This window comes from Paenibacillus sp. J31P190 (genome assembly GCF_059692075.1).
The window spans coordinates 23,701-48,043 of record NZ_JCAUAS010000014.1; the positions used below are offsets into that span (position 1 = coordinate 23,701).

The 24,343-nt window shown below is 44.6% G+C and carries 21 protein-coding genes and 2 pseudogenes; 3 read left to right on the forward strand and 20 right to left on the reverse strand.

The genetic code is table 11. The features are described 5' to 3' along the window. Nucleotides 1-111: 111 nt before the first annotated feature. The 5 genes from AC58U0_RS22420 to AC58U0_RS22440 form a co-directional block, all read right to left on the reverse strand. Complete coding sequence (locus AC58U0_RS22420; protein WP_497381174.1) at nucleotides 112-975, reverse strand: sugar phosphate isomerase/epimerase family protein; 864 nt, start codon at nucleotides 973-975, stop codon at nucleotides 112-114. A 25-nt stretch (nucleotides 976-1,000) separates the two neighbouring features. Beyond that, nucleotides 1,001-1,810, reverse strand: a complete 810-nt coding sequence (locus tag AC58U0_RS22425; RefSeq protein ID WP_497381175.1) for a phytanoyl-CoA dioxygenase family protein — start codon at nucleotides 1,808-1,810, stop codon at nucleotides 1,001-1,003. Between the two features lie 469 nt (nucleotides 1,811-2,279). Further along, entirely contained in the window at nucleotides 2,280-2,675 is a 396-nt protein-coding gene (locus tag AC58U0_RS22430; protein WP_497381176.1) for a cupin domain-containing protein, read from the reverse strand. A gap of 91 nt (nucleotides 2,676-2,766) precedes the next feature. Next, complete coding sequence (locus AC58U0_RS22435) at nucleotides 2,767-2,913, reverse strand: hypothetical protein (protein WP_497381177.1); 147 nt, start codon at nucleotides 2,911-2,913, stop codon at nucleotides 2,767-2,769. A gap of 97 nt (nucleotides 2,914-3,010) precedes the next feature. Then, complete coding sequence (locus AC58U0_RS22440) at nucleotides 3,011-4,060, reverse strand: NAD(P)-dependent alcohol dehydrogenase (protein ID WP_497381178.1); 1,050 nt, start codon at nucleotides 4,058-4,060, stop codon at nucleotides 3,011-3,013. 175 nt (nucleotides 4,061-4,235) lie between these two features. Here AC58U0_RS22440 and AC58U0_RS22445 point away from each other — a divergent pair. Continuing rightward, nucleotides 4,236-4,658 (forward strand): annotated as a pseudogene (locus AC58U0_RS22445) (TetR-like C-terminal domain-containing protein). Between the two features lie 57 nt (nucleotides 4,659-4,715). Here the strand turns inward: AC58U0_RS22445 and AC58U0_RS22450 are convergent. From AC58U0_RS22450 to AC58U0_RS22470, 5 genes are all read right to left on the reverse strand, one after another. Continuing rightward, a complete protein-coding gene (locus AC58U0_RS22450; protein ID WP_497381179.1) occupies nucleotides 4,716-5,075 on the reverse strand; it encodes a cyclophilin-like fold protein in 360 nt (119 codons plus the stop codon). A gap of 205 nt (nucleotides 5,076-5,280) precedes the next feature. Continuing rightward, on the reverse strand, nucleotides 5,281-7,011 hold the full coding sequence (locus AC58U0_RS22455; protein ID WP_497381180.1) for a Rieske (2Fe-2S) protein: 1,731 nt from the start codon (nucleotides 7,009-7,011) through the stop codon (nucleotides 5,281-5,283). Nucleotides 7,012-7,157: 146 nt separating this feature from the next. After that, nucleotides 7,158-8,222, reverse strand: coding sequence for a PQQ-dependent sugar dehydrogenase (locus AC58U0_RS22460; RefSeq protein ID WP_497381181.1), 1,065 nt, complete (start codon nucleotides 8,220-8,222; stop codon nucleotides 7,158-7,160). A gap of 43 nt (nucleotides 8,223-8,265) precedes the next feature. Next, a complete protein-coding gene (locus AC58U0_RS22465) occupies nucleotides 8,266-8,838 on the reverse strand; it encodes a cyclophilin-like fold protein (RefSeq protein ID WP_497381182.1) in 573 nt (190 codons plus the stop codon). Nucleotides 8,839-9,489: 651 nt separating this feature from the next. Next, nucleotides 9,490-9,642, reverse strand: a complete 153-nt coding sequence (locus AC58U0_RS22470) for a hypothetical protein (RefSeq protein WP_497381183.1) — start codon at nucleotides 9,640-9,642, stop codon at nucleotides 9,490-9,492. A 204-nt stretch (nucleotides 9,643-9,846) separates the two neighbouring features. Between AC58U0_RS22470 and AC58U0_RS22475 the strand changes: the two genes are divergently transcribed. Continuing rightward, on the forward strand, nucleotides 9,847-10,392 hold the full coding sequence (locus AC58U0_RS22475) for a TetR/AcrR family transcriptional regulator (RefSeq protein ID WP_497381184.1): 546 nt from the start codon (nucleotides 9,847-9,849) through the stop codon (nucleotides 10,390-10,392). A 130-nt stretch (nucleotides 10,393-10,522) separates the two neighbouring features. On the opposite strand, the gene AC58U0_RS22480 is transcribed toward AC58U0_RS22475, so the two are convergent. From AC58U0_RS22480 to AC58U0_RS22525, 10 genes and pseudogenes are all read right to left on the reverse strand, one after another. After that, nucleotides 10,523-11,692, reverse strand: a complete 1,170-nt coding sequence (locus AC58U0_RS22480; protein ID WP_497381185.1) for an MFS transporter — start codon at nucleotides 11,690-11,692, stop codon at nucleotides 10,523-10,525. A gap of 102 nt (nucleotides 11,693-11,794) precedes the next feature. Beyond that, on the reverse strand, nucleotides 11,795-11,944 hold the full coding sequence (locus AC58U0_RS22485) for a DUF2255 family protein (RefSeq protein WP_497381186.1): 150 nt from the start codon (nucleotides 11,942-11,944) through the stop codon (nucleotides 11,795-11,797). Between the two features lie 438 nt (nucleotides 11,945-12,382). Beyond that, nucleotides 12,383-13,615, reverse strand: coding sequence for an MFS transporter (locus tag AC58U0_RS22490; RefSeq protein ID WP_497381187.1), 1,233 nt, complete (start codon nucleotides 13,613-13,615; stop codon nucleotides 12,383-12,385). Nucleotides 13,616-13,649: 34 nt separating this feature from the next. Then, complete coding sequence (locus tag AC58U0_RS22495; protein WP_497381188.1) at nucleotides 13,650-14,852, reverse strand: enolase C-terminal domain-like protein; 1,203 nt, start codon at nucleotides 14,850-14,852, stop codon at nucleotides 13,650-13,652. A gap of 63 nt (nucleotides 14,853-14,915) precedes the next feature. After that, a complete protein-coding gene (locus AC58U0_RS22500; RefSeq protein ID WP_497381189.1) occupies nucleotides 14,916-15,689 on the reverse strand; it encodes an SDR family NAD(P)-dependent oxidoreductase in 774 nt (257 codons plus the stop codon). Beyond that, the gene (locus AC58U0_RS22505; RefSeq protein ID WP_497381190.1) at nucleotides 15,686-16,630 is read right to left on the reverse strand and encodes a hypothetical protein; all 945 of its coding nucleotides are present in this window, start codon (nucleotides 16,628-16,630) and stop codon (nucleotides 15,686-15,688) included. The genes AC58U0_RS22500 and AC58U0_RS22505 overlap by 4 nt, the downstream gene beginning before the upstream one ends. After that, complete coding sequence (locus tag AC58U0_RS22510; RefSeq protein ID WP_497381191.1) at nucleotides 16,579-18,066, reverse strand: glycoside hydrolase family 32 protein; 1,488 nt, start codon at nucleotides 18,064-18,066, stop codon at nucleotides 16,579-16,581. Before AC58U0_RS22510 ends, AC58U0_RS22505 begins: the two co-directional genes overlap by 52 nt. A 399-nt stretch (nucleotides 18,067-18,465) precedes the next feature. Continuing rightward, nucleotides 18,466-21,060 carry a phosphoenolpyruvate synthase gene (ppsA, locus tag AC58U0_RS22515; protein WP_497381192.1) on the reverse strand — a complete coding sequence of 865 codons (2,595 nt, stop codon included), beginning with the start codon at nucleotides 21,058-21,060 and terminating at the stop codon, nucleotides 18,466-18,468. A 274-nt stretch (nucleotides 21,061-21,334) separates the two neighbouring features. Then, nucleotides 21,335-21,628 (reverse strand): annotated as a pseudogene (locus AC58U0_RS22520) (GrpB family protein); the annotation flags it as partial. Nucleotides 21,629-21,672: 44 nt separating this feature from the next. Next, nucleotides 21,673-23,349: a WD40/YVTN/BNR-like repeat-containing protein gene (locus tag AC58U0_RS22525; protein ID WP_497381193.1), complete on the reverse strand. Its 1,677-nt coding sequence runs from the start codon at nucleotides 23,347-23,349 to the stop codon at nucleotides 21,673-21,675. A 233-nt stretch (nucleotides 23,350-23,582) separates the two neighbouring features. Here AC58U0_RS22525 and AC58U0_RS22530 point away from each other — a divergent pair, with 233 nt between their 5' ends. Next, complete coding sequence (locus AC58U0_RS22530) at nucleotides 23,583-24,146, forward strand: CBO0543 family protein (RefSeq protein ID WP_497381194.1); 564 nt, start codon at nucleotides 23,583-23,585, stop codon at nucleotides 24,144-24,146. The last annotated feature ends 197 nt before the right edge of the window (nucleotides 24,147-24,343 follow it).

Below are 24,343 nucleotides of genomic sequence, written 5' to 3' on the forward strand. Positions count from 1 at the left end.
CCAGCGCCGCCGCTGATTCATTCATTAAAAAAGACCCGCGTCGTAAACGACCGGGTGGATTTAAGTTTCTAACATATCTTCCTTGCGGGTTTTAATATCAATACGTTTTGTTTAAACCCGTTCCCATAAGGACCGGGCGATCCTTGCAAACAGCAGCGCTTGCGTCCAGCGGTCGCTCACCTCGCACTGCTTGTTGTGCAGGCCGCTCACAGTGATCGCATAAGGTGGCGGCCCCAGCTCGCAGACAAACGGCAGCACCTCGCCTTCCTGTGCCACTTGACGCCAGTTACGCATCCCTCCGAGCCACCAACGTTGAAAATGCTTCAACATCGGGTGTTCGAACTCGCGATCAGCAGCACCCTCCTCATCCGCGCTTCCAAGCATGGGTAAGTCGATCTGCACCTGTTCCCCGTTTGATACGCGAGCGTGTATGCTCTTCGTCCGGGGGAGCAGCGCCTGAAGCAGTTTTTCTGCGTCATCCGACACGGTATGCATTTCCCCGGCAACGACATAATGTGAGAAGTCAATTGTCAGCTCAAGCCCAGGCAAGCGGTGAGCATACTCTACCGTTCGCAGCAGATCCTGCGTAATCGTACCGCGGTGCGTTTCGATATATGCCGGGATGCCCGCAGAATGTGATAACTCCGCCATGTCCGCAAGCAGTTGCACTGCTTGCTCTCCGACTAGAAACGGCCTCATCACCTGTACGTTGACAAAATCAACTCTTCCGAACGATTTTGCCTTGCAAAGAAACACGTCCAGCTCCTCCACCGTTTTCGGATAAGCATTTACACTGTATGAAAGGTTGTATTGATCCAGCAACCGGTGCCAACGATCGGCCTCCTTGTCCTCCGGCAGCATGCCGTTAATGCCGTCGTAGCCCGCCTCGGCGATGTGCCGCACCTTCTCCTCCATGCTCCATTCGTCACCGACGCCATTTTGAACTCCTTGTCCGTTCATCCCCCACCAGGACATTAGCACCTCGAGCCGCGGCTCACGCTTAGTGGACATATGGTGTATCATACTCAACGCCGCATGGTCCTCCATTCGGATTGATCGCCAGTTCCACCGGCGTGCCATCGGCACGGAACAGAGGACGATAATGCGCAGCAATTCGTGTGGCCGAGCTGTTGGCATAGTGACAAATGAACGAGCGGCGGAAACGATCTTTTGTCTTATTTCGGTACGAGCCGTGAATCAGATTTCCATTGAAAAAGAGCACATCACCACGCTCCATCACAGCCGGAATTGCCTTCTGATCCTTCGGCGGCTTCACATAGTGCGTAGTAAATGATTCCTTGGAATCCGACAGATCAGGACATACGATATCATACGAACTCGTCTTAGGCACAACTAACAGCCCGCCGTTCTCCTCATCCGCAGGATCAACAGCCGTCCAAGCGGCGATGCAGTTGCCCGGCTCGACCTTTAAGTAGAAGTTATCCTGATGAAGCGCCTGTCCCCGTGCACCCGGAGGCTTGAAATAGAACATGCTTTGGGCCGCCAACGGTTCTTCCTCATACAATTCAGCAAGTACATCCATTATCGGTTGATGCAGCATATAGCGTTTGGCTGTTTCATTAAACCGGTGCGGATGCATGACCCTCGGATAACGTTTTAACGGGTCGGTCGTTTCCTGCTGCAACACTGGCTCAAAATACCCCGGGGTCACCTGATGACTTATGTCCTCAAAGGTTCTGTCAATCTCCGCTAGTTGCTCCTCTGTAAACAATCCTTTGACTATTAAATAACCTTCCGTTTCAAACTGCTGTTTTTGCTCATCCGTTAACAAATGATGCTTATTCACCATGCTTTACCCTCCCCTATTTCTGCTAGAAGTGTTATTTATCACATTTTCATTATACAGTCGGAGTCCTGTTTAGAAGAAGAAAGCATCCTGCTAATTAATCATACGATTCTGCTATTTTACCCTCAAGAACACTTGTGAGCCGCCGCCATTTAGTTTTAATGAGATACTGTTCTTCTCACGTGACAATAGCGATTTCCTCTCTAATCTTTGCATTCGAATGATCTCCATTTAAGTTTTCCTGAGTTATCTCTTAGTCTATTTGCATCTTTATTGGTACATCTAAGCGTTCTCTCGGTTATCACAAGTGTTTGTCTCGAGAAATAAAAAATCCGCAGTTTATGCGGATGCCTTATCGGTCTATATTCATTGAGATTTTTCAATTTTGATAATTAATAAACTTGCGTACCGAAATCAAATTGCTTTGTTCTTTTAAATACGTCTGCCGTTTCTGTACGATATTTTTCATTTACTAGAGTTTGTTATATTCTTCATCGGTTACGGGTTCTAACCAATCTGTTTGTCCTGGTGTAAGAGCTAAGTGTACAAACCAGCTATCTTTCGTTGCTCCATGCCAATGTTTTTTGTTTGGTGGTATATTGACCACGTCACCTGTTTTAAGTAATTGGGCTGGTTTTCCTTCTACTTGATACCAACCCTCACCGGCAGTTACTAACAACACTTGCCCCGCATGATGAGAATGCCAGTAATTACGGGCACCTGGAGCAAAGGTTACATTCCCGATAGCGGTATTGAGTGGAATTGGATCGGTAAACACCATTTGTACGTAGGCGTCACCTATAAAGTATTGTCCTACTTTTTGACCCAACGGAAAGATGGTGCTATTGCTTAAGTGTTCGTTCTTCATTTTTTACTCCCTACTTTCTTTTGTTTTTATTACTAACCAACTGAGCTGTGGGACGAATAATCATCTCATTTATACCCTCGTATCCTTGTCATTACCCATATTCAGCCACATGCGCTTTGACTTGATTTTCACAACCGCCAAGGCTACTTACGATGCAGAGGGTAAGCAGCTCCCGCGTCTTCAAATCAATAAAGGTTTGATTTGTTGTAGCAATGTAGATTTTCCAACTATTGCTCATGTATTCCCCCTATTAAGCAAGGTAACTATACGAATATTCCCAAGTAAATAGACACACCGGTGTAGGCGTGCCCCTTCAATTTTACTAGGATTAATATTTATTCATTTCCCATCGTGCTGATGTCGATTACAAATCGATATCGGACATCTGAAGCTAGCACGCGCTCCCAGGCTTCATCAATAAGATTGGCGGAAATAACTTCGATCTCAGGGGCGATGTGGTGTTCAGCGCAGAAATCAAGCATTTCCTGCGTTTCGCGAATTCCACCGATCATCGACCCAGCAAATGACCGACGATGACCGATAAGGGAGAATACGTTAACGGACAACGGCTCCGCTGGCGCACCGACGTTGACCATTGTACCGTCCAACGCCAGCAGCGAAAGGTAGGCACTGATATCAATCTTCGCGCTCACGGTGTTCACGATGAGGTCAAACGAACCAGCCAGCTTCTTAAACGTCTCCGGATCGCTTGTGGCATAATATTGGTCCGCGCCAAGCCGCAAACCGTCTTCTTTCTTCTTTAGTGACTGTGATAATACCGTTACCTCCGCTCCCATGGCATGAGCGAGCTTCACCGCCATGTGTCCAAGCCCACCAAGTCCGACAACCGCTACCTTCTTGCCAGGGGCCACTCCCCAATGGCGCAGCGGTGAGTATGTTGTGATACCGGCACACAAGAGCGGTGCGGCGGCGTCAAGCTCAATACCGTCAGGAATTCTAACCACGAAATCTTCGGTTACGACGATGTGAGTGGAATAACCACCTTGCGTAAATTGCCCATACCGATCAATAGCACCATAGGTACCCGTCATTCCATTGAGGCAGTACTGCTCCTCTCCCTTATAGCAATTATCACACTCTCTGCAGGAGTCAACCATACAGCCTACTCCTACTCGATCGCCAACTGCATACTTGGTGACTTCCGAACCAACCTGGTTGACAATTCCGGCGATCTCGTGACCTGGAACGAGAGGGTAGTTAACCGGCCCCCACTCGCCACGAGCAGTGTGAATGTCGGAATGGCAAATACCAGCGTACTTTATTTCAATGAGGACATCATGCGGCTGAAGGTCCCTGCGCTCGATCGTGGTTAGTTTGAACGGACCTTCCGGACTGAATGTAGCGCGTGCATGAGCAGTAATCATATATAACCTCCTGTAGTCTATAATTAAAATAAACACAACAAAATTAATCAACACCTGTCTATAATTATAAATTAAATCAAGATGCTATCAATGGTTAAAAGAGCGTAATTCGTTGTTTATTAAACAAATTAATAGATATTGTTTATTATTTTTAAAGGCGCTCTGGTGACAAAAGATGCCAAAAGTAGACAGAAGAATAAAAAAAAGCAAAGAAGCCATAAAAAGCTCTGATCAAACTAATGTCTAAAAAGAGCTTCGATGACATTACCATTCAAGATATTTCTGAAAGGGCAATGGGGAATTTTCCGTGGGTCGGCTACTGAAAAGAATTGTGTCAAGTCGACAGTACACTCTATGAAATACTTTGAGCCTAATCATTTATTCTATTCGACGATGTTAGTAAGTGAAGGGGCCCCTTATGTTGGCAGTTGTTTCCTTAACTTTAATTTCAAAGAGTTTAGAAAGATGTGTGAAGAGTTCATTGTGCAAATTGTTGCAATTGCCCACTTAGAAGCTTGTGGATTGGTGGCTAAAGAATGGAATGCCTTATCCACCTCTTGTTATGGCAGAACAAGATTTGTTGGAGCGGTTTTTATAATTATTACCATCATAAAAAGGCTAGGTAATTTGTATATACCTAGCCTTTTTCATACATTCAATCACTGAGGGAAAACATAACCTTTACATTCCCCCTGCCAAGTGCCGACGCGAGACCGGTGACATCCTCAATATAACCAATCCTGACGTACCCGCTGTACGAATTGGAGAACGTATTATAGAAAAGTACAAGAGAATTAGAAGACCAACACATAATCTCACCCGCACGAATGGTTTCAGGCCGCTCCGTCGATTCGACGGGCAAGTCTTTTGACAAATGATAATATTTTTCTGTGTCATTCAACTCAGTCATATCGACCATTATTGGTAGTTGTAACATGAATGCCTTTGTTGGTTTGTTATCATATAGCTTTGCTATGAACACAGTACTGCCAACCAAAATTTTCAAAGTTTTCATCTTCTCCGCCTGGGATTTAATTGTGTTTCCCTGAAAACTTAAAGCATTGCTGCCACTTAGCCTCGTGTGGCGCAGCCGCTGGGACTTAGCTGGTCTCCACAGCAAGAATAATGCCGCTTGCTGTTGCCAAACATAGGGTATCTATCGAGTAAATTGATCCAGCTTGCGTTAGAATAGACTTCCCAAGCGACTCTGTTTTTTACGACTACTCTTCCTCGAACAGTCTTTCGCCGCGGTACAAACGCCAAGCAATCTTAGCCGTATGCGGCAATTCCCGCGCACTTGGGGCGTGGGCTGCCAAATATCGGGTACAGGCAAGCAGGCAAGTCTCCTTGGCTTGCTTTGCAAATGCATCAGAACGTACATCCCAATGTTCATATTCGGTAACGGCAGCTTCATAAAGCTGAAATGAGTGAAATTCGGCGTCCTCACGAAGCAAACTCATGCCCAGTGTGCCAAGCAGAACCTGAGGGTCTCGCTGTTCGCTAAGATATCCCGCTACCCAACTCGCGGCCTCATCCACCTGCTGCCTGCGGTCTAGAAGCTCGAGCAGCTCCTCCGGTGCGTAGCTGCGGCCATTAGCGGGTTTCGGCTTCGGCGCTCGCGGCACATTAAGAAAACGGTCATGATAAATGGCCATCGCCCCGTAATACAGCGACCGATTGAGAAGCGGCTCCTTGGAGCGGCGCAGCCGTTCGTGTACGGCGTGAGCGTAGGTGAAGGCATGCAATACCGCAACCCAATCGCCGAACTCGTTTTGGGTATGAAACCTAACGATCCGCTCGGCCGCTGCCAGGCAGATCAGTTGGGCTAAGCGTTCAGGCGCAACTCCGTCCAGCAAAAGCCGGGTTAACTGATCGACCGTCTCAATCGCCTTATCACTAAGGAGTTGTTCCACAAAAGCTTGTTCATCAAGCTGGACGGTTTTTATCGAAGGTACGGGATGCTGCAGCTTCTCGAAAGCGTGCTGAATCGGGGTTACGAGATCGACCGGCGCCTGCCAGTGATGAAGTTCTTCGCTGCGGGTAGGCGAGCCGAGGAGCGGGACAAGCGAAGCGAGGATAGGCTCTGTGAGCGAAGCTCCCAAGCTTACCAGCGCCTCAAATGCTTTGTTATGAAAGTCGAAAGTATGGCCGCCATCCAAATAAAAGTGGTCCGTTACCGAAATCAGCATCATGTCGGCGAGTTGTTCGGATGAAGCGCCATTGGCTATTGCAGTCAGCAGTACCTTCTCCGCGCCTTGAGTATCGCGCACCTCGACACAGTTCCGATACCACTCCATCAGTCTTTCCGTAGAAGCCGGCGAGGAAGGCAGAGCCCCGAGCAAGTGACGGGGAGCACGTCCTGAGCTGGCTCTGGATACTTGAACCAATCCGTGGTACAAGGCGAGAATTCGACCGGTTGCATCGAGCTTGGGCAGCACGTTTCTCATCGCGGTTAGGATGGTCAAACCCGCTCCCCAACCATTCCCTTGCGACGTACCGAATGTGACGCCGATACGGACAATTTCATCAGCCGGGACTCCGGATTCGACCAACCCTATCACAGCCTTGGCGATCACAATGCCGATGTTCTGCTCAAGGCCTTCCCGCAAGCGGTGTTTAAGCTTTTCGGCATTGCCAATGTTCCTTGGTTTTGAGCTAACCCAGACTTCCTCACTCTCGACCTTGACGTCGTAAGCGGGCGCGTCGTCCGCCCAGGGATCCAGCGTCCCGCCACTGCAGATGTCGAAGCGAGCATGGTGCCAGTGACATGTCAACACGCCGTTGCAAACGCTTCCCAAATGAAGCGGAAAGCCGAGATGAGGACATCGATTATCTATCGCTCTGACCTCATCCTCGTGGTAAAAAACGGCGATACCACCTTTGATAACCTTAGAGCCTACTTGCTTCAATTCCTCCAAAGTACCCGCATGAATCCATTCCTCCGTGCTCATAACGTCGCCTTCCTCTCCTTGTATATTCCCTTACAGTATATAGTATTTGGGTGACCCTTAGACAATAGATGACTTGCGAGAAGGACTTCATTATCTTTGCTAGCTCCCAGTCTCGCAATTTCTCCAGGTTTATAGATTGAATCTAATCATAGTTTGATTCTGTATAGTTTATCGTCATTATCCTGTGAAGTACCGCGCCCGTCCTTATTATTTCTAATGAAATAAAGGTAATTATCTTCAATCAGCACATCTCGGATTCTGCCAAAGCCGGTTACGATCGCACGTTGTTGACCTGTTTCAATGTCAAATTCTAATACGGCGGATCCCCTAAGTGCCGCAACGTATAGTTTGCCATTATCATAGGCCATTCCTGATGGTGCCCAAGTTGTGCCATCGCCGGAAGTGAATAGCGGTGAAATCATCCCTTCTTGTTTCTGAAGGCCTTGAATGGTTGGCCAACCATAATTTTGGCCGGCACCTATTATATTTATCTCATCATTTGCAGTATTACCGTGTTCACTTGCATATAGTTTGCCGTCGTATGACCAGGTAATTCCTTGAGGATTGCGGTGTCCATAACTATAAGTGTAGGAATTAGGTAGCGGATTATCGCCCGGTATCGATCCATCCAGATTCATTCTAATAATTTTGCCACCTAACGAAAGAGGATCTTGCGCTGTCACCGTTTTATAGGCATCACCGGTTGTTGCATAAAGCTTTCCATCCGGCCCAATCTTAAGTCTTCCCCCCTGATGCCAGGAACCGCTTGGGATATGATCGAGAAGTAAGCGCTCTTCCTTCCAAACATTATCCTCCAAACGGAGCGATACAATTCGATTAAATTGTCCGGAGCTATCTTCATACGTATAATAAGCATAAGCTCGTTCGGTCTCGGATAATTCAGGGGCAGGCACAAATCCTAACAAACCTGCTTCTGAAGCTGTCGATAATTTTTTCTCAAGTTCTACATTTTGTCGGTTTAGTTCTCCATTTTCAATTTTAACGATGGTTCCGGGTCTTTCTGTTATATAAATGATATTCTCATGTTTAACAATCGACCATGGAACCTTTAGATTATTGGCTATCACTTGTTGTTGCTCCATAGAAACGACGGCCATTTGCTGCTGTTCGGCTGCTGAAATTTGTTGTTCATTTGGTGTGCATCCCGCCAGTAGAAGTACTGCCAACAGGGATATTGTTAATAGCTGCATTACTATATTCACCTTTTACCTTTCACCGATCAGGGCAGTACATTTAGTCTATTTTTTGAATGGATACCGTAAAATCATCCTGCATATCTTGAAGCTTTTTTATAAACTCTTCGAGCCCAGATTCGATCTTTCCTAATTTGACAAGTCCGCTCGAATAACTCCAGTCTTTATAATACATATTCACATCTTTCCATGGAGCGAAATAACCGAAATCCCCAACTTCCGGATCGCTTCCTGGCGGCGCATCTTCTGTGGACAATCCTTTTTCCAGGATAGTCAATTTTTCGAAGCCGCCAAACTCCTTAAATGTAAGTGTCAACGGGAGCCTTGACAAAAAGTCCCGGCTTGTCGGATTATCATACATCTTTACAATGAATTCTTTATTATCAATCGTCAATTTTATCCTTACATCTTCAGGGCCTTGATTATCTTTGTTCGGTGAAGCAGAAGGTTGGTTAGCTGGGTTGTTCGTTTCACTAGTTTTGCCAACTTCTGTAAAGGTTGCGTTATTGGTCGCATTATCATCTCTTTTGAAATTGGACGCATCTTTACCGCCACAAGCAGCAAGGGAGAAGGCCATCACCAAAGCGAGAATCAGAGATACTACTTTTTTCATTCTGTTGGCATCCCCCTAATTCAGTTTTTTAATGGTTACCGTAAAATCATCATCCATACCTTGAAGCTTTTTTGTAACTCTTCGAGCCCCGAATCGATCTTCCCTAGTTTGACTAGCCCGCTCGAATAACTCCAGTCTTTATAATACATATCGGTCCCGATTAGTGTATCTGCGCTATTATTACTAGCCGATGCGAATGCCGTTTGTCCGCATATGCCCGCTGCCATGAAGATAACAAGTAGTAACGTAATTAGTTTTGATTTTTTCCCAGCCCCATGGAAATTTCCCTCCAATGTTATTATTCAAATAAGAGTTTTTCATTACCAATCGATTGGTTTTCCATCTCTGAAGAATCCTCCTTGGGGTCCCTCAGGTCCAATCGTCCCTAACCAAAGGAATTGTAATGTCCTTTTCAAAATGATGTTATAGGTACTTAGGAGGCTCCTCCCCTATCTGATTTCCTTGTAATTCCGAGGATATCCGAGGCGCAGCTGTAATTTCTACACCTATTCATTCTTATATGCAAGTGATAACGAGAGCTCACGGTAGGCATCGACTTCGGTCTGGAGTTTTGCGATCTTTTGTTCAGCGACGCCCATGGCATCTGCACCCGCAATAAAGCGGAGAGGTGGTTGGTTCTCGTTAACAATTCTAATCAATGCTCGGGCAAGTTTTGTTTAAAATAGTTTGCGTATTACGGCTTGAAGCGATTACTCTGTGACCGGCAGACAAAGCTGCCTTTGCAATATCCACACCCAAACCACGACCGGCACCTGTAATAAACCAAGTTTTTACGTCCATCACTCTTAAATCCCTCCCAAATTTTTATTACATAATTTTGAAACAAACACCTTTTCTTTAACCAACATGATTTGATTATTCAACTTACGTCTATTATTATATAAGTACGACTTAGATTTTCAATGGTTAAAGAAACGTGATATGTTGATTTCTCAACACAATAATCGAATATGTTAACTATTTATGAAAGCTTGGTGGATATTTACAATGGCAAAAGTGGATCGGAGAATTCTAAAAACACAAGAAGCTATGAAAAAGGCTGTCATTGAGCTGATGACTGAAAAAAATTTCGATGACATTACAATTCAGGATATTGCTGACCGGGCAAACATAAACCGTGGTACCATTTATCTTCATTATCAGGACAAATATGATCTATTGGACAAACTCATAGAAGCACACATTAACGAATTAAGAGAGATGGGTGAATGGGCTTGCAGACTGGATTGGAGCAATGCTCTTTTACCTTTTTTTGAATATTTCGAGAAAAATTATTTATTCTTTTCGACCATGTTAGCGAGTCAAGGGGCCCCTTCTTTTAGAACGCGGCTTTTTGATTTTGTTACGATAGGATTCAAAGGTGAGATTGACAAAGAAAGCGGAAGAAATACGGATTTAAGCGAAGATGTTATGCTTCAGTATACGGGGATCGCTTATGTAGGTGTCATAGAATGGTGGATTAGAAATGGAATGCCATCCCCACCTCAAGCAATGGCCAAACAAGTTGGAGCCTTGTTAGAGAGAAGCCTGTAGTCCATGTAAATCAAGAGCGTCCCGCTAAATGGTCAGGGCGCTCTTGACATCGTGCATGGATTACCCGACATACTTGGACCGAAAAGTAAAGTTCCATTCAGCAAAATTATCCAAAAAAGCCATTAGTTCCTTATCTAGAAAGTTGTTGTATGTGGGGAGACATGTAACTTCTTAATAGAATGATTACTGAACTTAATATCAATGAAAGTAATCCCACGATTACAACGTATTGTGTACCCATTTCTGAAATAAATAACCCGCCTATGGCCGTACCAAAGGTTGTCCCTAAGTTTGCTGATGTTAAAAACAAGCCATTAGCGAAATCAGGTGCTTCTGGAGCTGCAGACATCATTAAATATTGATTGATATTACCTCCAATACCCGCTAATATGCCCCAGATTAAAGTAATGATGGCCACGGGAACGCTAAACTTTCCAAAGAAGAACAACATGATGTAAACAGCTCCCAATACAAAAGGAAAAGCTACGGCAGATCTGATGGCACTATTCATAAGCAGTTTACCTGCGACCACATTTCCAATCAAATTGGCTCCACCGTACATGAATAACATGAAACTAATTGTATTCGAAGACATATTTGTCACTGTTTTCAGATACTCCGCAAGATAACTATAAACTCCAAAAACGGATGAATTTAATAAAATGACGGCCGCAATGGAAAGCCAAGTAATTGTTTTTTTTAATACGGACAATTGAGCCCCGTAAGAAGGTCTATCCTCCACAGGCATAGATGGTATAAATAGTAATGTAGCAAGGAGTACCACAAGATTTACAACAGCAAAGAATACCATCGCCATTTGTAAAGAAGCTGCGCTAGCAATAAAACTTGCGATGGGTACACCGATTACCATACCGGCCGATACGCCAATAAAAACTTTTGAAACTGCTCTTGGAGCTTCTTCCTCGTTAACCGAATCAGCAGCTACTGAAAAGGCCAATGAACAATAAACAGGATGAAAAAAGGCTGGTATTACACGAGCAATTAATACAATGGTAAAATTTGATGCAAAAATAGAGACCACGTTCCCCACAACGAAAACACCAAGTACGAGTAACATGACCTTTTTCCGATTTATCCCCGAAAACAATAACGGCATAGTTGGACCAGCCACTGCTACAGCTATGGCAAATAGACTAACCAACCAACCTGCTTGGGAAATACTTACATTATAGCGTTCCGCAATGGAAGGCAATATCCCGATAACCCCCATTTCGGTATTTAAGATGCCGAAAACTCCAACGGTCAAAATAAAAATAAGCAAATGGTTTCGTTTTTGCAAAATCCCAGCCCCCCCTTCATTTCCATTCAACCAAGACATATCCGAGATACATCCAAGCCAGTATTTCCAAATTTCGTATAATCCATTTCATTTTCCCTCCCTTTAGGCACGTACATAGAGGGAGTCTCCAACCACAACAGACCAAATCCAAGTCAGGGTGCCGTAGGTTACTCCGTCTTCGCGGAACGGCGAGATGTTTAGGTCATCAGCTTCAGCAATCTTGTGCAGTTCTTCTTTCGACCATGTATCCATGAATTGCATCCTCCTTAAAACTCGATATTGATTTAAAGTCGCCAATACTCCTTTTTAAAGGGGCATCAAGCTCTGATATAATATTTCCAATAACCACAAACGAAATGAACATTGATTGTTTAATCAACTCACGTTTATCATTCTAAACGTAAAAAAAATGCTTGCAATAATCAATTCCTCACGATGTGTGGATTACTCAACAAACCATCAAAAATTGTCGATTATCTAAAAGGCTATTGATACAATAACGATGGTCCCTTAATAAGTTTTTTCTTAAGTAGCCACCGATGGATAGAAATGCTGCATTGTTTTCAGAAAGATACTCCTCAAATAGCGGATAGTTAAAATCTTAAAACGATTTGGAAAAAATTAAAAAAACGCCATTAGCGGTTAGGCCAATAGCGTCTTTATGAGATTTCTGAACAACGGTCGGAGATTTCATCTTCTCTTCGTAGATTGTTCCAATTCATCCATCAGAAAGAATAATAAGAATTGCGATGCACATGATCCAATAACGACCCAAGGCAACCAAGGGGCATTCAAATTGCTGGAAAGAGAAATCAGTAGAAAAACCGTCGCAATCCTACCTGCATCCCAGCAAATTTCACGGACGACCATCGACTCTATTCGCAGCTTGCCCTTCAGAGGTAAGGTGCCAATTAACCGATAGAAATAGGAATCAAATGCGTTGGACTTCAGAGGTCCGAACAGCGTTTGCAGGATTATAAAGCTGATTACAACAACTGGCGACAGTTTGAACAACAGAAGAGAAGCCGCAATCATATAGCCAATGACGGACCAAAGTAAATATTTTCGCTCGTGACGTTCCCTTGCCAGTTTGGCGAATAATATATTGATTAAAATAGTCAGCATCGAGAGGAAAGCTCCAAAATAACTGACGAAAGACTCTTTTTGAAAGACGGCTATCAGAAGGATCTGCGGCAGAAACAAAAAGACACCCTGCATAATTCCTGTGATTAAATTGCCATACATCGCTTTACGCCATGTTTTGTTTTTACGCAGCAGCAGCCCCATATGTCCGAGATAGTAAGCTTTGCGGTGGCTTGGAGCTTTCGGCACCAGCAGACTCAAGACAGCCGTCAATAAAAACACAACAAAGGCGATACCAAATACGATTGTGTAGCCGCGCAAGCCTCCTACCGCGTTGAAGATCACCCCCGATAATAGCGGCCCGGACATCGCAGCAGCAGTCGAGAACGCTGAGCTGAGACCCAAGAACCGCATGCGGTTCCCATCGTTCGAAACATCATATAGCAGTGTCCAGTAACCTATCCAATAAAACCCGCCGCCAATCCCGGAGAATACGGCGAAAAGTATATAATATTCGGCTACATGCTCCTTCGCCAGCAGGATACAAAGGTAAAACAAAGCAATGAGTGTGATTCCGATTCTGTACACGACCATACGGTCAAATTTCTTTGCCAATTTCCCCCCGATTACGAAGCATACGGCAATGAAAGCATTGGAAACAATGTTGTAAATCCCGTTAATCCATAAACTTTCCGTCAACCGCCACAGATACAGGTTTAGAAAAATGCTGGACAGTGATGAACCGAAGGTGAATAGCGACTGAAGAACTAAGGTGATCGATGCCTCTCTATCCAGACGTTTATCTGGTGGTATGCGATTGAACAAAATGGGAATCGCCATGTCGGTTTAAACTCCTACTCGAAGGACTTGAGTGTTATGGTCGCACTGGAGAACCGTCGGGAATGCGAGAAAGCGTCCACTCTGGCAGACGATTATGGCAGGGATAAAGCGATGCTTTGCTCTCGTCCAGATCGACGCCCAAACCAGGCTTCTCATTCAGATATACATAGCCGTTTCGGACCACTGGACAGCCCGGAAACACTTCGCGCATTTTGTCGGAAAATTCACTCCACTCCTGAACGCCAAAATTCGGGCTGCTCAAGTCAAGATGAATATTAGCAGCCTGCCCCACCGGAGAGATATCATTCGGTCCATGCCAAGCTGTTCTTATACCAAACGCCTCACATAGCGTCGCCAGCTTCTTGGCGGGCGTCAGGCCGCCGATGGCACTGATGTGGCAGCGAATGAAATCGATCAATCTTTCTGTCACAAGCGGCATCCATTCCGCTGAATGGACGAACAGTTCGCCCATAGCGAGCGGTGTGGCGCACTGACTGCGGATTTGCCGGAACCAATCCAGCTGCTCGGGCGGAAGAGCATCTTCTAAGAAAAATAATCGATATGGCTCAAGCTGTTTGGCCAACCGTACCGCTTCGATAGGTACAAGACGCTCATGAATGTCGTGCAGCAGCTCAATTTCATTACCGAGCTTGCTGCGCAAATGCTCAAACAACCGCGGCACACTTCGTGTGTAAGCATCTGGATCGAAATAGGACCCTAGCTGCGCGTTCTCCGGTGAATGAAACTTATGGCCTTTCCCGCCATACCCACCCATTTGACAGCGCAGGATACGGTAGCCCTGCTCGATATACTTGCGTACATTCTCTTCTACTTCTTGTTCATCCCGACCGTCAGTATGCCGGTAAACGACCGCCGCTTCCCGGAGCTTTCCGCCAAGCATTTCATACACGGGCATGTTCGCGAGCTTCCCCTTAATATCCCACAGCGCCATGTCCACACCTGAAACAGCGTTATTCAACACCGGTCCGTTGCGCCAATAGGCACTGACCATTGAGGTTTGCCAAATGTCCTCGATTCGGAGAGGATCCTTCCCAATGAGGAATGGTTTCAAGTATTGATCTACAGCGGTTGCTACGGCCAAATGACGCTGTGTAAAGGTTGCACAGCCCAAACCGTACAAGCCGGGCTCATTCGTTTCTATTTTAACGACAACTAGGTTAACACCATCTGGTGCAGTCAAAATCGTCCGTACATCTCGGATTTGTAATTGTGACATGTTTGGCGCATCTCCCATTTCTGAAAAATATATATGAGCTGATTGCTGTGGTTTAAATCACCTTTAGCTCCACCCGAGACCTTCCTCTGTTTCTGGCATCCCTGGCAGAATGAGTCCGCCATCGACGCGAATGGTCGTTCCCGTTATATAGGACGCCTCTTCTGAGGTAAGCCATACAGCGGCCTTTCCAATATCTTCTGGTGTACCAGGACGTTCTAGAGGAATTCGCTGACCGAACTTGCGATAATAGTCACTTCGATTGTCATTTGTTTGAATCGCCCCTGGAGCTATGCAGTTCACGCGGATCCCATATGGCGCCAAATCCAGTGCAATTGATGCTGTTACTCGAGTCAGCGCCGCCTTGACACCGCCATATACAGCATCTCCCGGATAGGCCCTCTCTCCCCGAGTTGAGGTGATATTGAGTATGCTTCCACGTACTCCCTGTTCGATCATGTGACTGGACACCGCCTGCATAAGCAGTAATGGAGCACGTAAATCTAGGTGGAGTAATCGATTGATTTTTTCTAGCTCCATAGTGGCCGCATTCTGAAAAATCGTAACTCCGGCATTATTAACGAGAACGTCGATATGACCCAGCGTTCGAATGGCTTCCTTCGCTAGTTTAAGAGGCTCATCCTCCTCCTCTAAGTTCCCTTCAAATACAACGCATTGGCGGTTTAGTTGGTTTTCAATCTCCCTTGCCGTGAGATGAGCGTTATCTGCATCCTTCCAATGACTAATCGCGAGATCATAACCCCTGGCTGCCATGGCCAGCGCAATGCCGCGGCCAATTCCACGACTTCCCCCTGTAACGAGTGCTGTTTTCCCGCTCATCTGCCCGTCCTTCCTTCCATATCGTGCTCGAAAAAATCAAACTGCCTTACCCAACGAATCGTTTGACCCGAAAGCGCGGCAATCTCCATAAATACCTCCGGCGAGATCACATGAGCGTCCCCCCAAAGCGCGATGAATCCAGGGGAAAAATCAACGGATTCACGCATCCCCACACCGGACTTATGCGTCAATTCCCATTGCAAACCTGGAGGAAAAGGTCCACTTAAGCGTGAGTAAAACGGTTGTTCCGGCGTATAAGCCCAGGTCATATCCCCATCCTTGAAATCTAAAGGAGAACTAGGCTCGCTGGATAACGTAGGTGTCTTTGGCAACTTCAACCGATAGTCTGGTCCGAGAGGATTTCCGTTTAATGCTACGAAATTATGGCAGTATTCATGCGTTATAATTGTTTTTTCACCCAAATTGGCTAACTCGTACGCAATGGAAAGCAAGTTATCTTTCACAGATAAGGTTTTAACGAGTTTCGCCGCGTATCCATTGCATGAGTGTTCGTGAACGGTGAACGTCACTTTCGAATCGTCTGCCTTTGTTTCTATGAAGGAAGGTTCAACCATGTACGGACGGGAGAATTTATAGCTCGCTTCATCCGGACGGGTCAAGAGACCGACACCCAGCTTCGGAAACTGCCCACCTGGAAGCGCTTCCTCGTAACCGATTGGCTGAAAAATGCCAAATTCATTGCAGAGTCCAGAACCACCCGTTCCCTCACCTGGCATCAACGATTCATCCGTACAAAAAGTGTGGCGGTTGTGCAACATAATGCTAGAGACCCAACCGGTCCAATCAAATCTCGAACCGTTGTAGTTGGTACCTGGCTTTCGAACCGTGACCTCCAGACTATGGGAGCGCAGCACGATCGGTGCAGCTTCTACCATATCGCGTTTAACATCCAGATCGCCAAGGATTCGAACTGGATGCATCCTCCCTCGGCAAAAACGCTGATTCCTAAGCTTTGTGGATCTGGGTAAATACGGAAGGAAGCCGTCGTTTGACCGTCGTTCGCGAATAGCTCCAAAGAGGAACGATCCAGGAATATTTGCAGCTTCAGCTTTCCATTCGCCGCCGGCATCAACTGAATAGCTCTTATGCCTCCGTCTACAATACCCGATCTCGTTCGATCCACTATCAGTTCACCGTTCGTCAGACAGCAGGTAACAACCGTCTCTTGTGAGCTGTCTGCAGAACACCGCAACCGAAATCCGAAGCGATTGGCATCGCTTTCATTTATATGTATAATGGCTACTATTTCAAGACAATCTCCCTTAACCTCATCGAGCAGATCCGTTTGCTCAGGAGACAAGCGGAAGGCACCAAATTGTTGCTCGTTGCTTCGAAGTTGCTGAAGCTCTGGCGCTGGCGTGAATGCAAGCTTGCCATTCCCGTCAAGTGTAACGACACGCGGAATGGTCATAGCCCCCGTCCATCCGTAGGCTTGTGTCGGCATCGGATTCCACCACATATCCATCCAACCGAACAGGATAACTCTACCGAGGTCGTCAATCAAAGTCTGAGGTGCATAAAAGTCAGGACCGAGATCTATATCCCCATCTGAAACTTGTGTAAATCTTCCCGTCTCATAATCCATTTGGCCAATCATGTAAATATTGGTGCGGATATCCCGCTCTGTTGGCGACACTGCTGGGGAAGCAAGAAGTACATCCACTCCGTCCAGCCGGAAGAAATCTGGGCAGTTCCAAATTCTCCCTTGTCCATCAAGGCCATTGGCCATTATGCCGACATAGGTCCAAGCCGTCAGATCGGCTGACTTGTATAAGAGTGCATTCGCACGCCCATCCTTTCCTGAACCGACAGCCATATACCAGACACCCTCATGCATCCATACCTTTGGATCTCGGAAATCCTTTGAACCCTCCTCGGGAAATTTATCGATAACTGGATTGCCAACATATTTCCGAAAATAAATACCGTCTTCACTAGAGGCGACGCATTGTACTTGTACTTTATCCGGGCCATTCATATTACCGGTATAAATAATCGTCATCGTTCCATTGTTATCAACCGCACTGCCTGAGAAACAACCGTTTCGTTCAAATTCTTCGGTGGGTGCAAGAGCTATAGGCAAATGCTCCCAATGAACAAGATCTCGGCTTTTTGCGTGCCCCCAATGCTTCAACCCATTTTGAGCACTAAACGGATGAATTTGATAGAACAAGTGATATTCTTCGCGAAAATAAATCATTCCGTTGGGGTCGTTTATCCAGCAGGATGGCGAAATAAAGTGATAGGCCAGCCGGTGAGGATCGCGGGATACCCCTACTGCTAGCAAATCGATCGATTCCTGCGCTTTTCGGATCGCTTCCAGGTGACGGGTTTCCAAGTGTTCGGATGTAAGCATCATCAATCTCCTTCCTGTTTTAGAGGGTTTTCGAAAGATTATGAAGGATCTTGGCTGTTGATTTCATTATAACCTACATAATCCCAAAATTAATAGTGGCATTTCGTTGTTTATTGATCAAAAATTTGTGGGAATTCGAACGATTCACTTAATGAGCCAAAAGAAAAGAAACCACGTTCTTCGACTTCCATACATTATTCGATAACACCATCAACACGATTTCTTACTCCTTTTGTTGATCTACCAACAATTATTGAGCTTAATTATGTAAATTTTTGTAATGTCATATGTAAAATGTCGTTATCTTTACAACTAGCCTGCACGTTGAGAAGGCTGCCGTTTAATGCTCTCGGCAGCCTTTTCCTGATTTCTATTCAACTTACTTAACATATACGGCCATTACAATATTTCGATATACCCTTCTGTTCCATGCACACGAATTCGTTGCCCATCTTTAATCAGTTTGGTTGCATTTTCTACCCCGACAACGGCCGGTAAGCCATATTCTCGTGCGATAACAGCTCCATGGGTCATCAGTCCACCAACTTCAGTGATGAGTCCTTTAATGGATACAAACAAGGGTGTCCAACCTGGATCAGTAAAGGATGTGACTAATATGTCCCCCTCTTCTAGATTCGCATCTTCCATGTTTAAAATGACACGTGCACGTCCTTCGATCACTCCTGAAGAAACAGGTAGGCCTACAATAGCTTCAGCTGGGAGATTTTCGCGGTTGTATGCACCTGAAATGATCTCACCATCAGACGTGATTACACGTGGGGGAGTTAGTTTTTCAAAAAATTTGTAATCGTCCTTTCGCTTGCTGATGATCTGGTAATCCAGTTTGTTTGTGCGTATGACTTCGTGAAGCTCTTCAAAAGAGAGATAAAATATATCTTCTTTTTCAAGAATGACACACGCTTGTACGAGCTGTTCAGCTTCTTTCAGTAACGCCTGCTTATACACGAAATAGCGGCTAACCCATCCGTATTTGGGATATTCACGATAACCGATGAAATTCCGAATACGGCGGATCATTCTTTTTGTCTCTTCAGCTTTTTGTTCACCATCTGGCAATTGGATTAATCGAGCTAGTAACTCTTGTTCTTTTTCCAAAGCTTCCTGGCGCCCTTGCTCAAATTTTCGATGGCCTTCATTAGGCTCAAAGGCTTTGATGTTACCCAGAATCATGGGAACCAGTGTAATTGGTTTTTCACTCCAGCGCGTTTTAGAAATATCGATCTCTCCGGCGCATCGCATTCCGTATTTATGGAGATAACCATAGATTGCGTCATGAGCTTCCTGCCCACCCTCGAACTTAACCAGTTCATCCAAAAAGATATCATCTTTTACTTGCTGTAAATAAGCAATGACTTTCGGATAAGGGCGAATTCTATCTGCGACAGCCATTAATGCCAGACCCATTTCTGACGTAATATTGTAGGGTACCGATTGAGAAAGCGTATCTGCTGCGTTTTTTTCACCTAACCACTCGTTCATTTTTTCATTGATCCATAATGAAGCATTGATGGCAGTCATAAACACAGCCGTACTTTTTGGGTCAAATAAGATCTTCTTTAAGTGCTGGATATCTTCCAGAATAAAATCTAATACATGGAATCCTGATTTTCTTTGGATGTTTCGTTGTAACTCTTCTACCGATGCGCGATTACTCGCAATCAAATCTGAAACGATGTTCGGATTTTTTTCAATTTCTTCTAGCATGTCTGTATTACTTCTGCCTGGAATCGGTGCTGTTTGCTCATTGGGTACCAATTTTATAAAATCTCGCTCTATGATGGTCATAAGTGCCCCTTTTATGAGCGGATCAGATCCGATGGTATTTAATAACGTTTCCCGGTCGACAGGTTTAGCCAGCCTAGGAGCAACATCAATAAACAACCTCCCACCAGCTTTACGCATAGGGGCAGGAGTAATTAATAGGTAAAAAGACAATCCCAATGGTTTGATGGGATCTGTCATCATTTGTTGATGACCAACAGATAGATAGACGTGATTTTCTTGATCATTGGCTTCAGGGATCGGGAATAAAGTCGTGATTGGACGACTCTGAACAATATAAAATGTCCCCTCGGCCAAACACCATTCAATATCTTGTGGACTGCCAAAATAAGCTTCAATCTGTCTGCCAATGAGAGCTAGTTGTAGAATTTGTTGGTCAGTAAGTGTTTGAGACTTTTGCTGATCAGGGTCGAGTTGTTTGGTCTCTGTTCCGCCATCTTCTCGCCCATAGATAGCTAATTTTTTGGTTGCAATCACCTTATTGACGATTTTCTCATCCTGTACGGTATAATTATCTGCAGATACCAAACCAGAGACCAACGCTTCTCCAAGGCCAAAACTGGCATCAATGGATAATATTTTTCGGTTGGAAGTTATCGGATCCGCGGTAAATAAAATCCCCGAAGCCTGTGGGAAAACCATCCTTTGAACGATAACAGCCAGATGCACTTGACTGTGATCGAAGCCATTTTGCATACGGTAAATGACCGCGCGATCTGTAAATAAAGAAGCCCAACATAGGCTAATATGCTGCAAGATGCTATCTATGCCAATGAGATTTAAATAGGTGTCTTGTTGACCTGCAAAAGAGGCATGCGGTAAATCTTCTGCGGTCGCACTAGAACGCACGGCATATGCATGTTCATTACCAAACTGGGAGAGATAGTGAGTAACCGCTTTGACAACTTCGGAAGGTATTTCTACGTCCATAATGATTTGTCGTATCTGTTTGGTGATTTCACCGATTTGATCGCGATCATCTGCTTTTAGCATGGTTAGTCGATCCAACAAAGTATGATAGGATTCGTTTTGACCGATTGCTCTTTGATACCCTACTGTTGTGACAGCGAATCCTTCTGGGACTTGGAGACCTTCAATTCTTGAAAGTTCCCCTAAATTCAACCCTTTTCCACCAACGAGCAGCAGCTGCGCTTTATTCATTTCCTGAAACCCGAGAACCAAAGAACTCATTCAATATCTCTCCTATCCATTAAATTGAGAAAAAGCATTTGACAAGAGTTCACCGGCATGGTAAAATCAAATTGTAGGATGAAATATTTATGTCAATTTAACTCGTCAAAGTCGTAATCTGATTATATCATCGTGTCTGTTTATATGCAATATAAAAGAACCTGATAAAGCTAACCAGGTTTTTTTTTGATTCCCCGCTATCATTAATGACATCAAAAACCATGCTTCGAGCCGAACCCCGTCTCTTCATAATTCCCTAACGGTCCTATACAGCTTAACTATTGTTTTTCGTTAGCTTTTTCGCCAATTCAATAACTGATTGAATGAATGGTGCTTTCTGTTGGGTATATGTCGTTCTATCTTCTGTATATAAGGAAGCAAGCTTCTTAAGTTGCGCATACTCTACTACTTTCTCCGGATGACATCTGAGGTAATTCCGGAATAGAAGGTTATTGTTCCATTCGTCACTGCTTAGTTCATAAACGTGAAGGTGATGTGTTCCCTTTCTCCATTCTCCTTTACGAAAAAACCTACGATTGGGAAATTCCACTTTTGGAACATATTCGTAATGCCGCGCAGTTCAGTCTAATCGATAATTCAACCCCTGATATGCTAATGTTGTTCCATCCAAGTTGCTCCCCCATCTGTGGTATATAGGTTGATAAAACGGGAATAAGCCCTTCCTTCATCCGGACTTGAAAAAATTAGCCTCTGAACATTTTGAAAAGATGGAGATGAACCAAGAAACTGCCATTTCTTACTGCCATCTGTAGTACGATACAATTCACCTAAATCATTATCAAGGATCCATATTGTGTTGAGATCATAGGCGAAAATCGAAAGATTCACCCTATTCCGCCCCACTGAAGGCATCTTGGCTGCTATACTTTCATAAGTCGATACCTGACTTGTCCAGCTAATTCCTCCATCCGTGGTTCTGTACCAAATGATCCCTTCCAAATCATTGTCTTTGCTGAATGAAAAGGCAATAAGCCCATTTGTATGATCGGGTCCCCAGAACATCGGACTTGTTAACGGATAAGTGGTTGAGTCTAACGCCTGCACTGGTAATTCCAATTTCACTTGTTCCCAAGAACGACCATTGGTAATGGACTTAAATATTATGGGGTTTCCGTTATCCGTATTGTTGTAAGTGATCCAGGGTTCTTTGAAATCCCGAAGAACCATACCGTAAGGCATAGCATAGCCGAGATCCTCTTGATTCGTAATATCTTCGCTGAGCACAGTCCAATGTCGCCCGCCATCTGTGGTCTTCAAAAATAAACTTTTACGTTCCTTCACCATACCCGGTTCGGCATAAGCATAAAGGTATCCAACATTTTTATCTGCAAATTGTGCCCCGTACGATGTAACCGCAGGGTGAATGCCCCAGTGACCTTTCAGAGGATGCTCTAATTGCTCCCAATTATCCCCACCATCCGTAGTGAGATATACGGTTTGTTGGCTCAGGTCCAATTCAGCGTTATTATTTGTGATCTCCCCTCCTCCAACCTCTTTCGGATGAAAGAGGGTCAACAACGTGTTTTGATCCACAATATCAAGAAAACCAAAGGATCCCCCTACCTTAGGAGGTGTACGATCGACCCATGAAATCCCTCCATCCATCGTTTTCCATACTTTTCTACCAGCTGCCCAACCATAGCTGGTGTCAGTCATATAGCTATTGCCAAAGATATCCCTATGGAATGATGCGGGTGGTTCTTTTGGAGCCCGAGCCCATAATGGCCCAAAAAACTCCCCTGTTACTTCCTCAATTTTGCTTTCTTTATCAGCCCCACGATAAGCTAACCAGAAACTTTCGGCCTTACCATCTTCCCATCGGATTAAGAACTGAGCATGTATGCTACCATCTTGCATGCCTGTTTCATCAGCCCATTCTTGAACATTCTGAGTTGCAATCGGATTAAATCCCTCTTTTACCCCGATATCATATCTCCATAAAGTCTCTGTGTTAGTTTCAGAATGAGTTTGAACTTCTTTGTATTTATTCCCAAGATGTCTCACTACATCCTCCGGAAGCATGCTTGGTCTCATCACTGAACGGATATAGCTAACAGCAAATGGTGGGGCCATGGTTTCAAACTCTGTTTTCACAATAGAAGGATTCGATGTTGTTGGTGTTGGCTCTGTAATCATCGTTTCGTCTGAAGTACAGCCTGTCATACTGAGGATGAACAGGCAGCTAATCAGAGTGGAAGTCCCTTTTTTGGGGATAGAAACAAAGCGGCTTATATTTGAACGAATATCTTTTATTAACAATGGGCCCACAGCGATTACCAACCTTTCAATTATTACTATACATTTCCTCTTCAACTACTCTTCTTTCGAACCAATCTTATACCATATATTTACAATATAAATTCAATTTTAGTTCCATTCTCAATTGCGTAATACTGCCCGTTACTTCAACAGGCTGCCGACTACCGACAACAAATTGGTAGGATATGTGTATATAAACTTGATTTTGTGAAAGCCTATCCATAAAAGGGGGCAACAGAGCTATGTCGGATGAGCAAAAGGAAGCACTCAAGGAGTTGTCAGACCGTATATCATCTGTATCAAATGATTGGTCGACGTACTGGAAAACATACTCAAATATAGATACATGGCAATTTTGGGTAATGATAACATTTTTTATCGTGCCTTTGATTGCCTTAGTATTTATGATTGACAGAAAAAAAGCCTTTCGGATTGGCTTTTATGGTCTAGTCGTTCATGTATTTGCTATTTATAGTGACTTGTACGGCACAACACATAAGCTATGGGATTACCCTTACACATTAACACCTTTTTCACCATCAAGTTTTGGTTTGGACGCTTCTCTAATACCTGTTACTTATATGTTAATGTACCAATGGACGGTTAATCATCGCAAAAACTACTATTTATATATTGGTTTATTAGCTATAGCTTTCGCATTTGGATTTAAGCCCTTTCTTTCCTCCATTGGATTGTTTCATTTAGTGAGAGCAAGTTATGGCTACCTTTTCTTATTTTACCTAGCAGGAGGCTTTATTAGTAAATGGATGACCGACTTATTTAAACTTGCACAAGAGCGTGCTTAAACAACCCTTGGACAGACAAAAATGTTTCCGGACGCAACAGAGATTGATCGGTTATTGTTAGGATGACGGGACGGTCGGGACTGCGTAAAAGACATGAGTCTCCTCCTCATTGCCTCTAGCGATAGACATGGATATGCTTCCATTATATTCTAAATGTTAGCATTTAACGATACAGAACAGGAGTCCAAGTTAAAGTT

What these genes read in the sequence shown, in the direction of transcription:
- AC58U0_RS22420 (WP_497381174.1), bottom strand. Translation starts at nt 975, where the DNA reads ATGTCCTGGTGGGGGATGAACGGACAAGGAGTTCAAAATGGCGTCGGT.
- AC58U0_RS22425 (WP_497381175.1), bottom strand. Translation starts at nt 1,810, where the DNA reads ATGGTGAATAAGCATCATTTGTTAACGGATGAGCAAAAACAGCAGTTT.
- AC58U0_RS22430 (WP_497381176.1), bottom strand. Translation starts at nt 2,675, where the DNA reads ATGAAGAACGAACACTTAAGCAATAGCACCATCTTTCCGTTGGGTCAA.
- AC58U0_RS22435 (WP_497381177.1), bottom strand. Translation starts at nt 2,913, where the DNA reads ATGAGCAATAGTTGGAAAATCTACATTGCTACAACAAATCAAACCTTT.
- AC58U0_RS22440 (WP_497381178.1), bottom strand. Translation starts at nt 4,060, where the DNA reads ATGATTACTGCTCATGCACGCGCTACATTCAGTCCGGAAGGTCCGTTC.
- AC58U0_RS22450 (WP_497381179.1), bottom strand. Translation starts at nt 5,075, where the DNA reads ATGAAAACTTTGAAAATTTTGGTTGGCAGTACTGTGTTCATAGCAAAG.
- AC58U0_RS22455 (WP_497381180.1), bottom strand. Translation starts at nt 7,011, where the DNA reads ATGAGCACGGAGGAATGGATTCATGCGGGTACTTTGGAGGAATTGAAG.
- AC58U0_RS22460 (WP_497381181.1), bottom strand. Translation starts at nt 8,222, where the DNA reads ATGCAGCTATTAACAATATCCCTGTTGGCAGTACTTCTACTGGCGGGA.
- AC58U0_RS22465 (WP_497381182.1), bottom strand. Translation starts at nt 8,838, where the DNA reads ATGAAAAAAGTAGTATCTCTGATTCTCGCTTTGGTGATGGCCTTCTCC.
- AC58U0_RS22475 (WP_497381184.1), top strand. Translation starts at nt 9,847, where the DNA reads ATGGCAAAAGTGGATCGGAGAATTCTAAAAACACAAGAAGCTATGAAA.
- AC58U0_RS22485 (WP_497381186.1), bottom strand. Translation starts at nt 11,944, where the DNA reads ATGGATACATGGTCGAAAGAAGAACTGCACAAGATTGCTGAAGCTGAT.
- AC58U0_RS22490 (WP_497381187.1), bottom strand. Translation starts at nt 13,615, where the DNA reads ATGGCGATTCCCATTTTGTTCAATCGCATACCACCAGATAAACGTCTG.
- AC58U0_RS22495 (WP_497381188.1), bottom strand. Translation starts at nt 14,852, where the DNA reads ATGTCACAATTACAAATCCGAGATGTACGGACGATTTTGACTGCACCA.
- AC58U0_RS22500 (WP_497381189.1), bottom strand. Translation starts at nt 15,689, where the DNA reads ATGAGCGGGAAAACAGCACTCGTTACAGGGGGAAGTCGTGGAATTGGC.
- AC58U0_RS22505 (WP_497381190.1), bottom strand. Translation starts at nt 16,630, where the DNA reads ATGCATCCAGTTCGAATCCTTGGCGATCTGGATGTTAAACGCGATATG.
- AC58U0_RS22510 (WP_497381191.1), bottom strand. Translation starts at nt 18,066, where the DNA reads ATGCTTACATCCGAACACTTGGAAACCCGTCACCTGGAAGCGATCCGA.
- ppsA (WP_497381192.1), bottom strand. Translation starts at nt 21,060, where the DNA reads ATGAGTTCTTTGGTTCTCGGGTTTCAGGAAATGAATAAAGCGCAGCTG.
- AC58U0_RS22530 (WP_497381194.1), top strand. Translation starts at nt 23,583, where the DNA reads ATGTCGGATGAGCAAAAGGAAGCACTCAAGGAGTTGTCAGACCGTATA.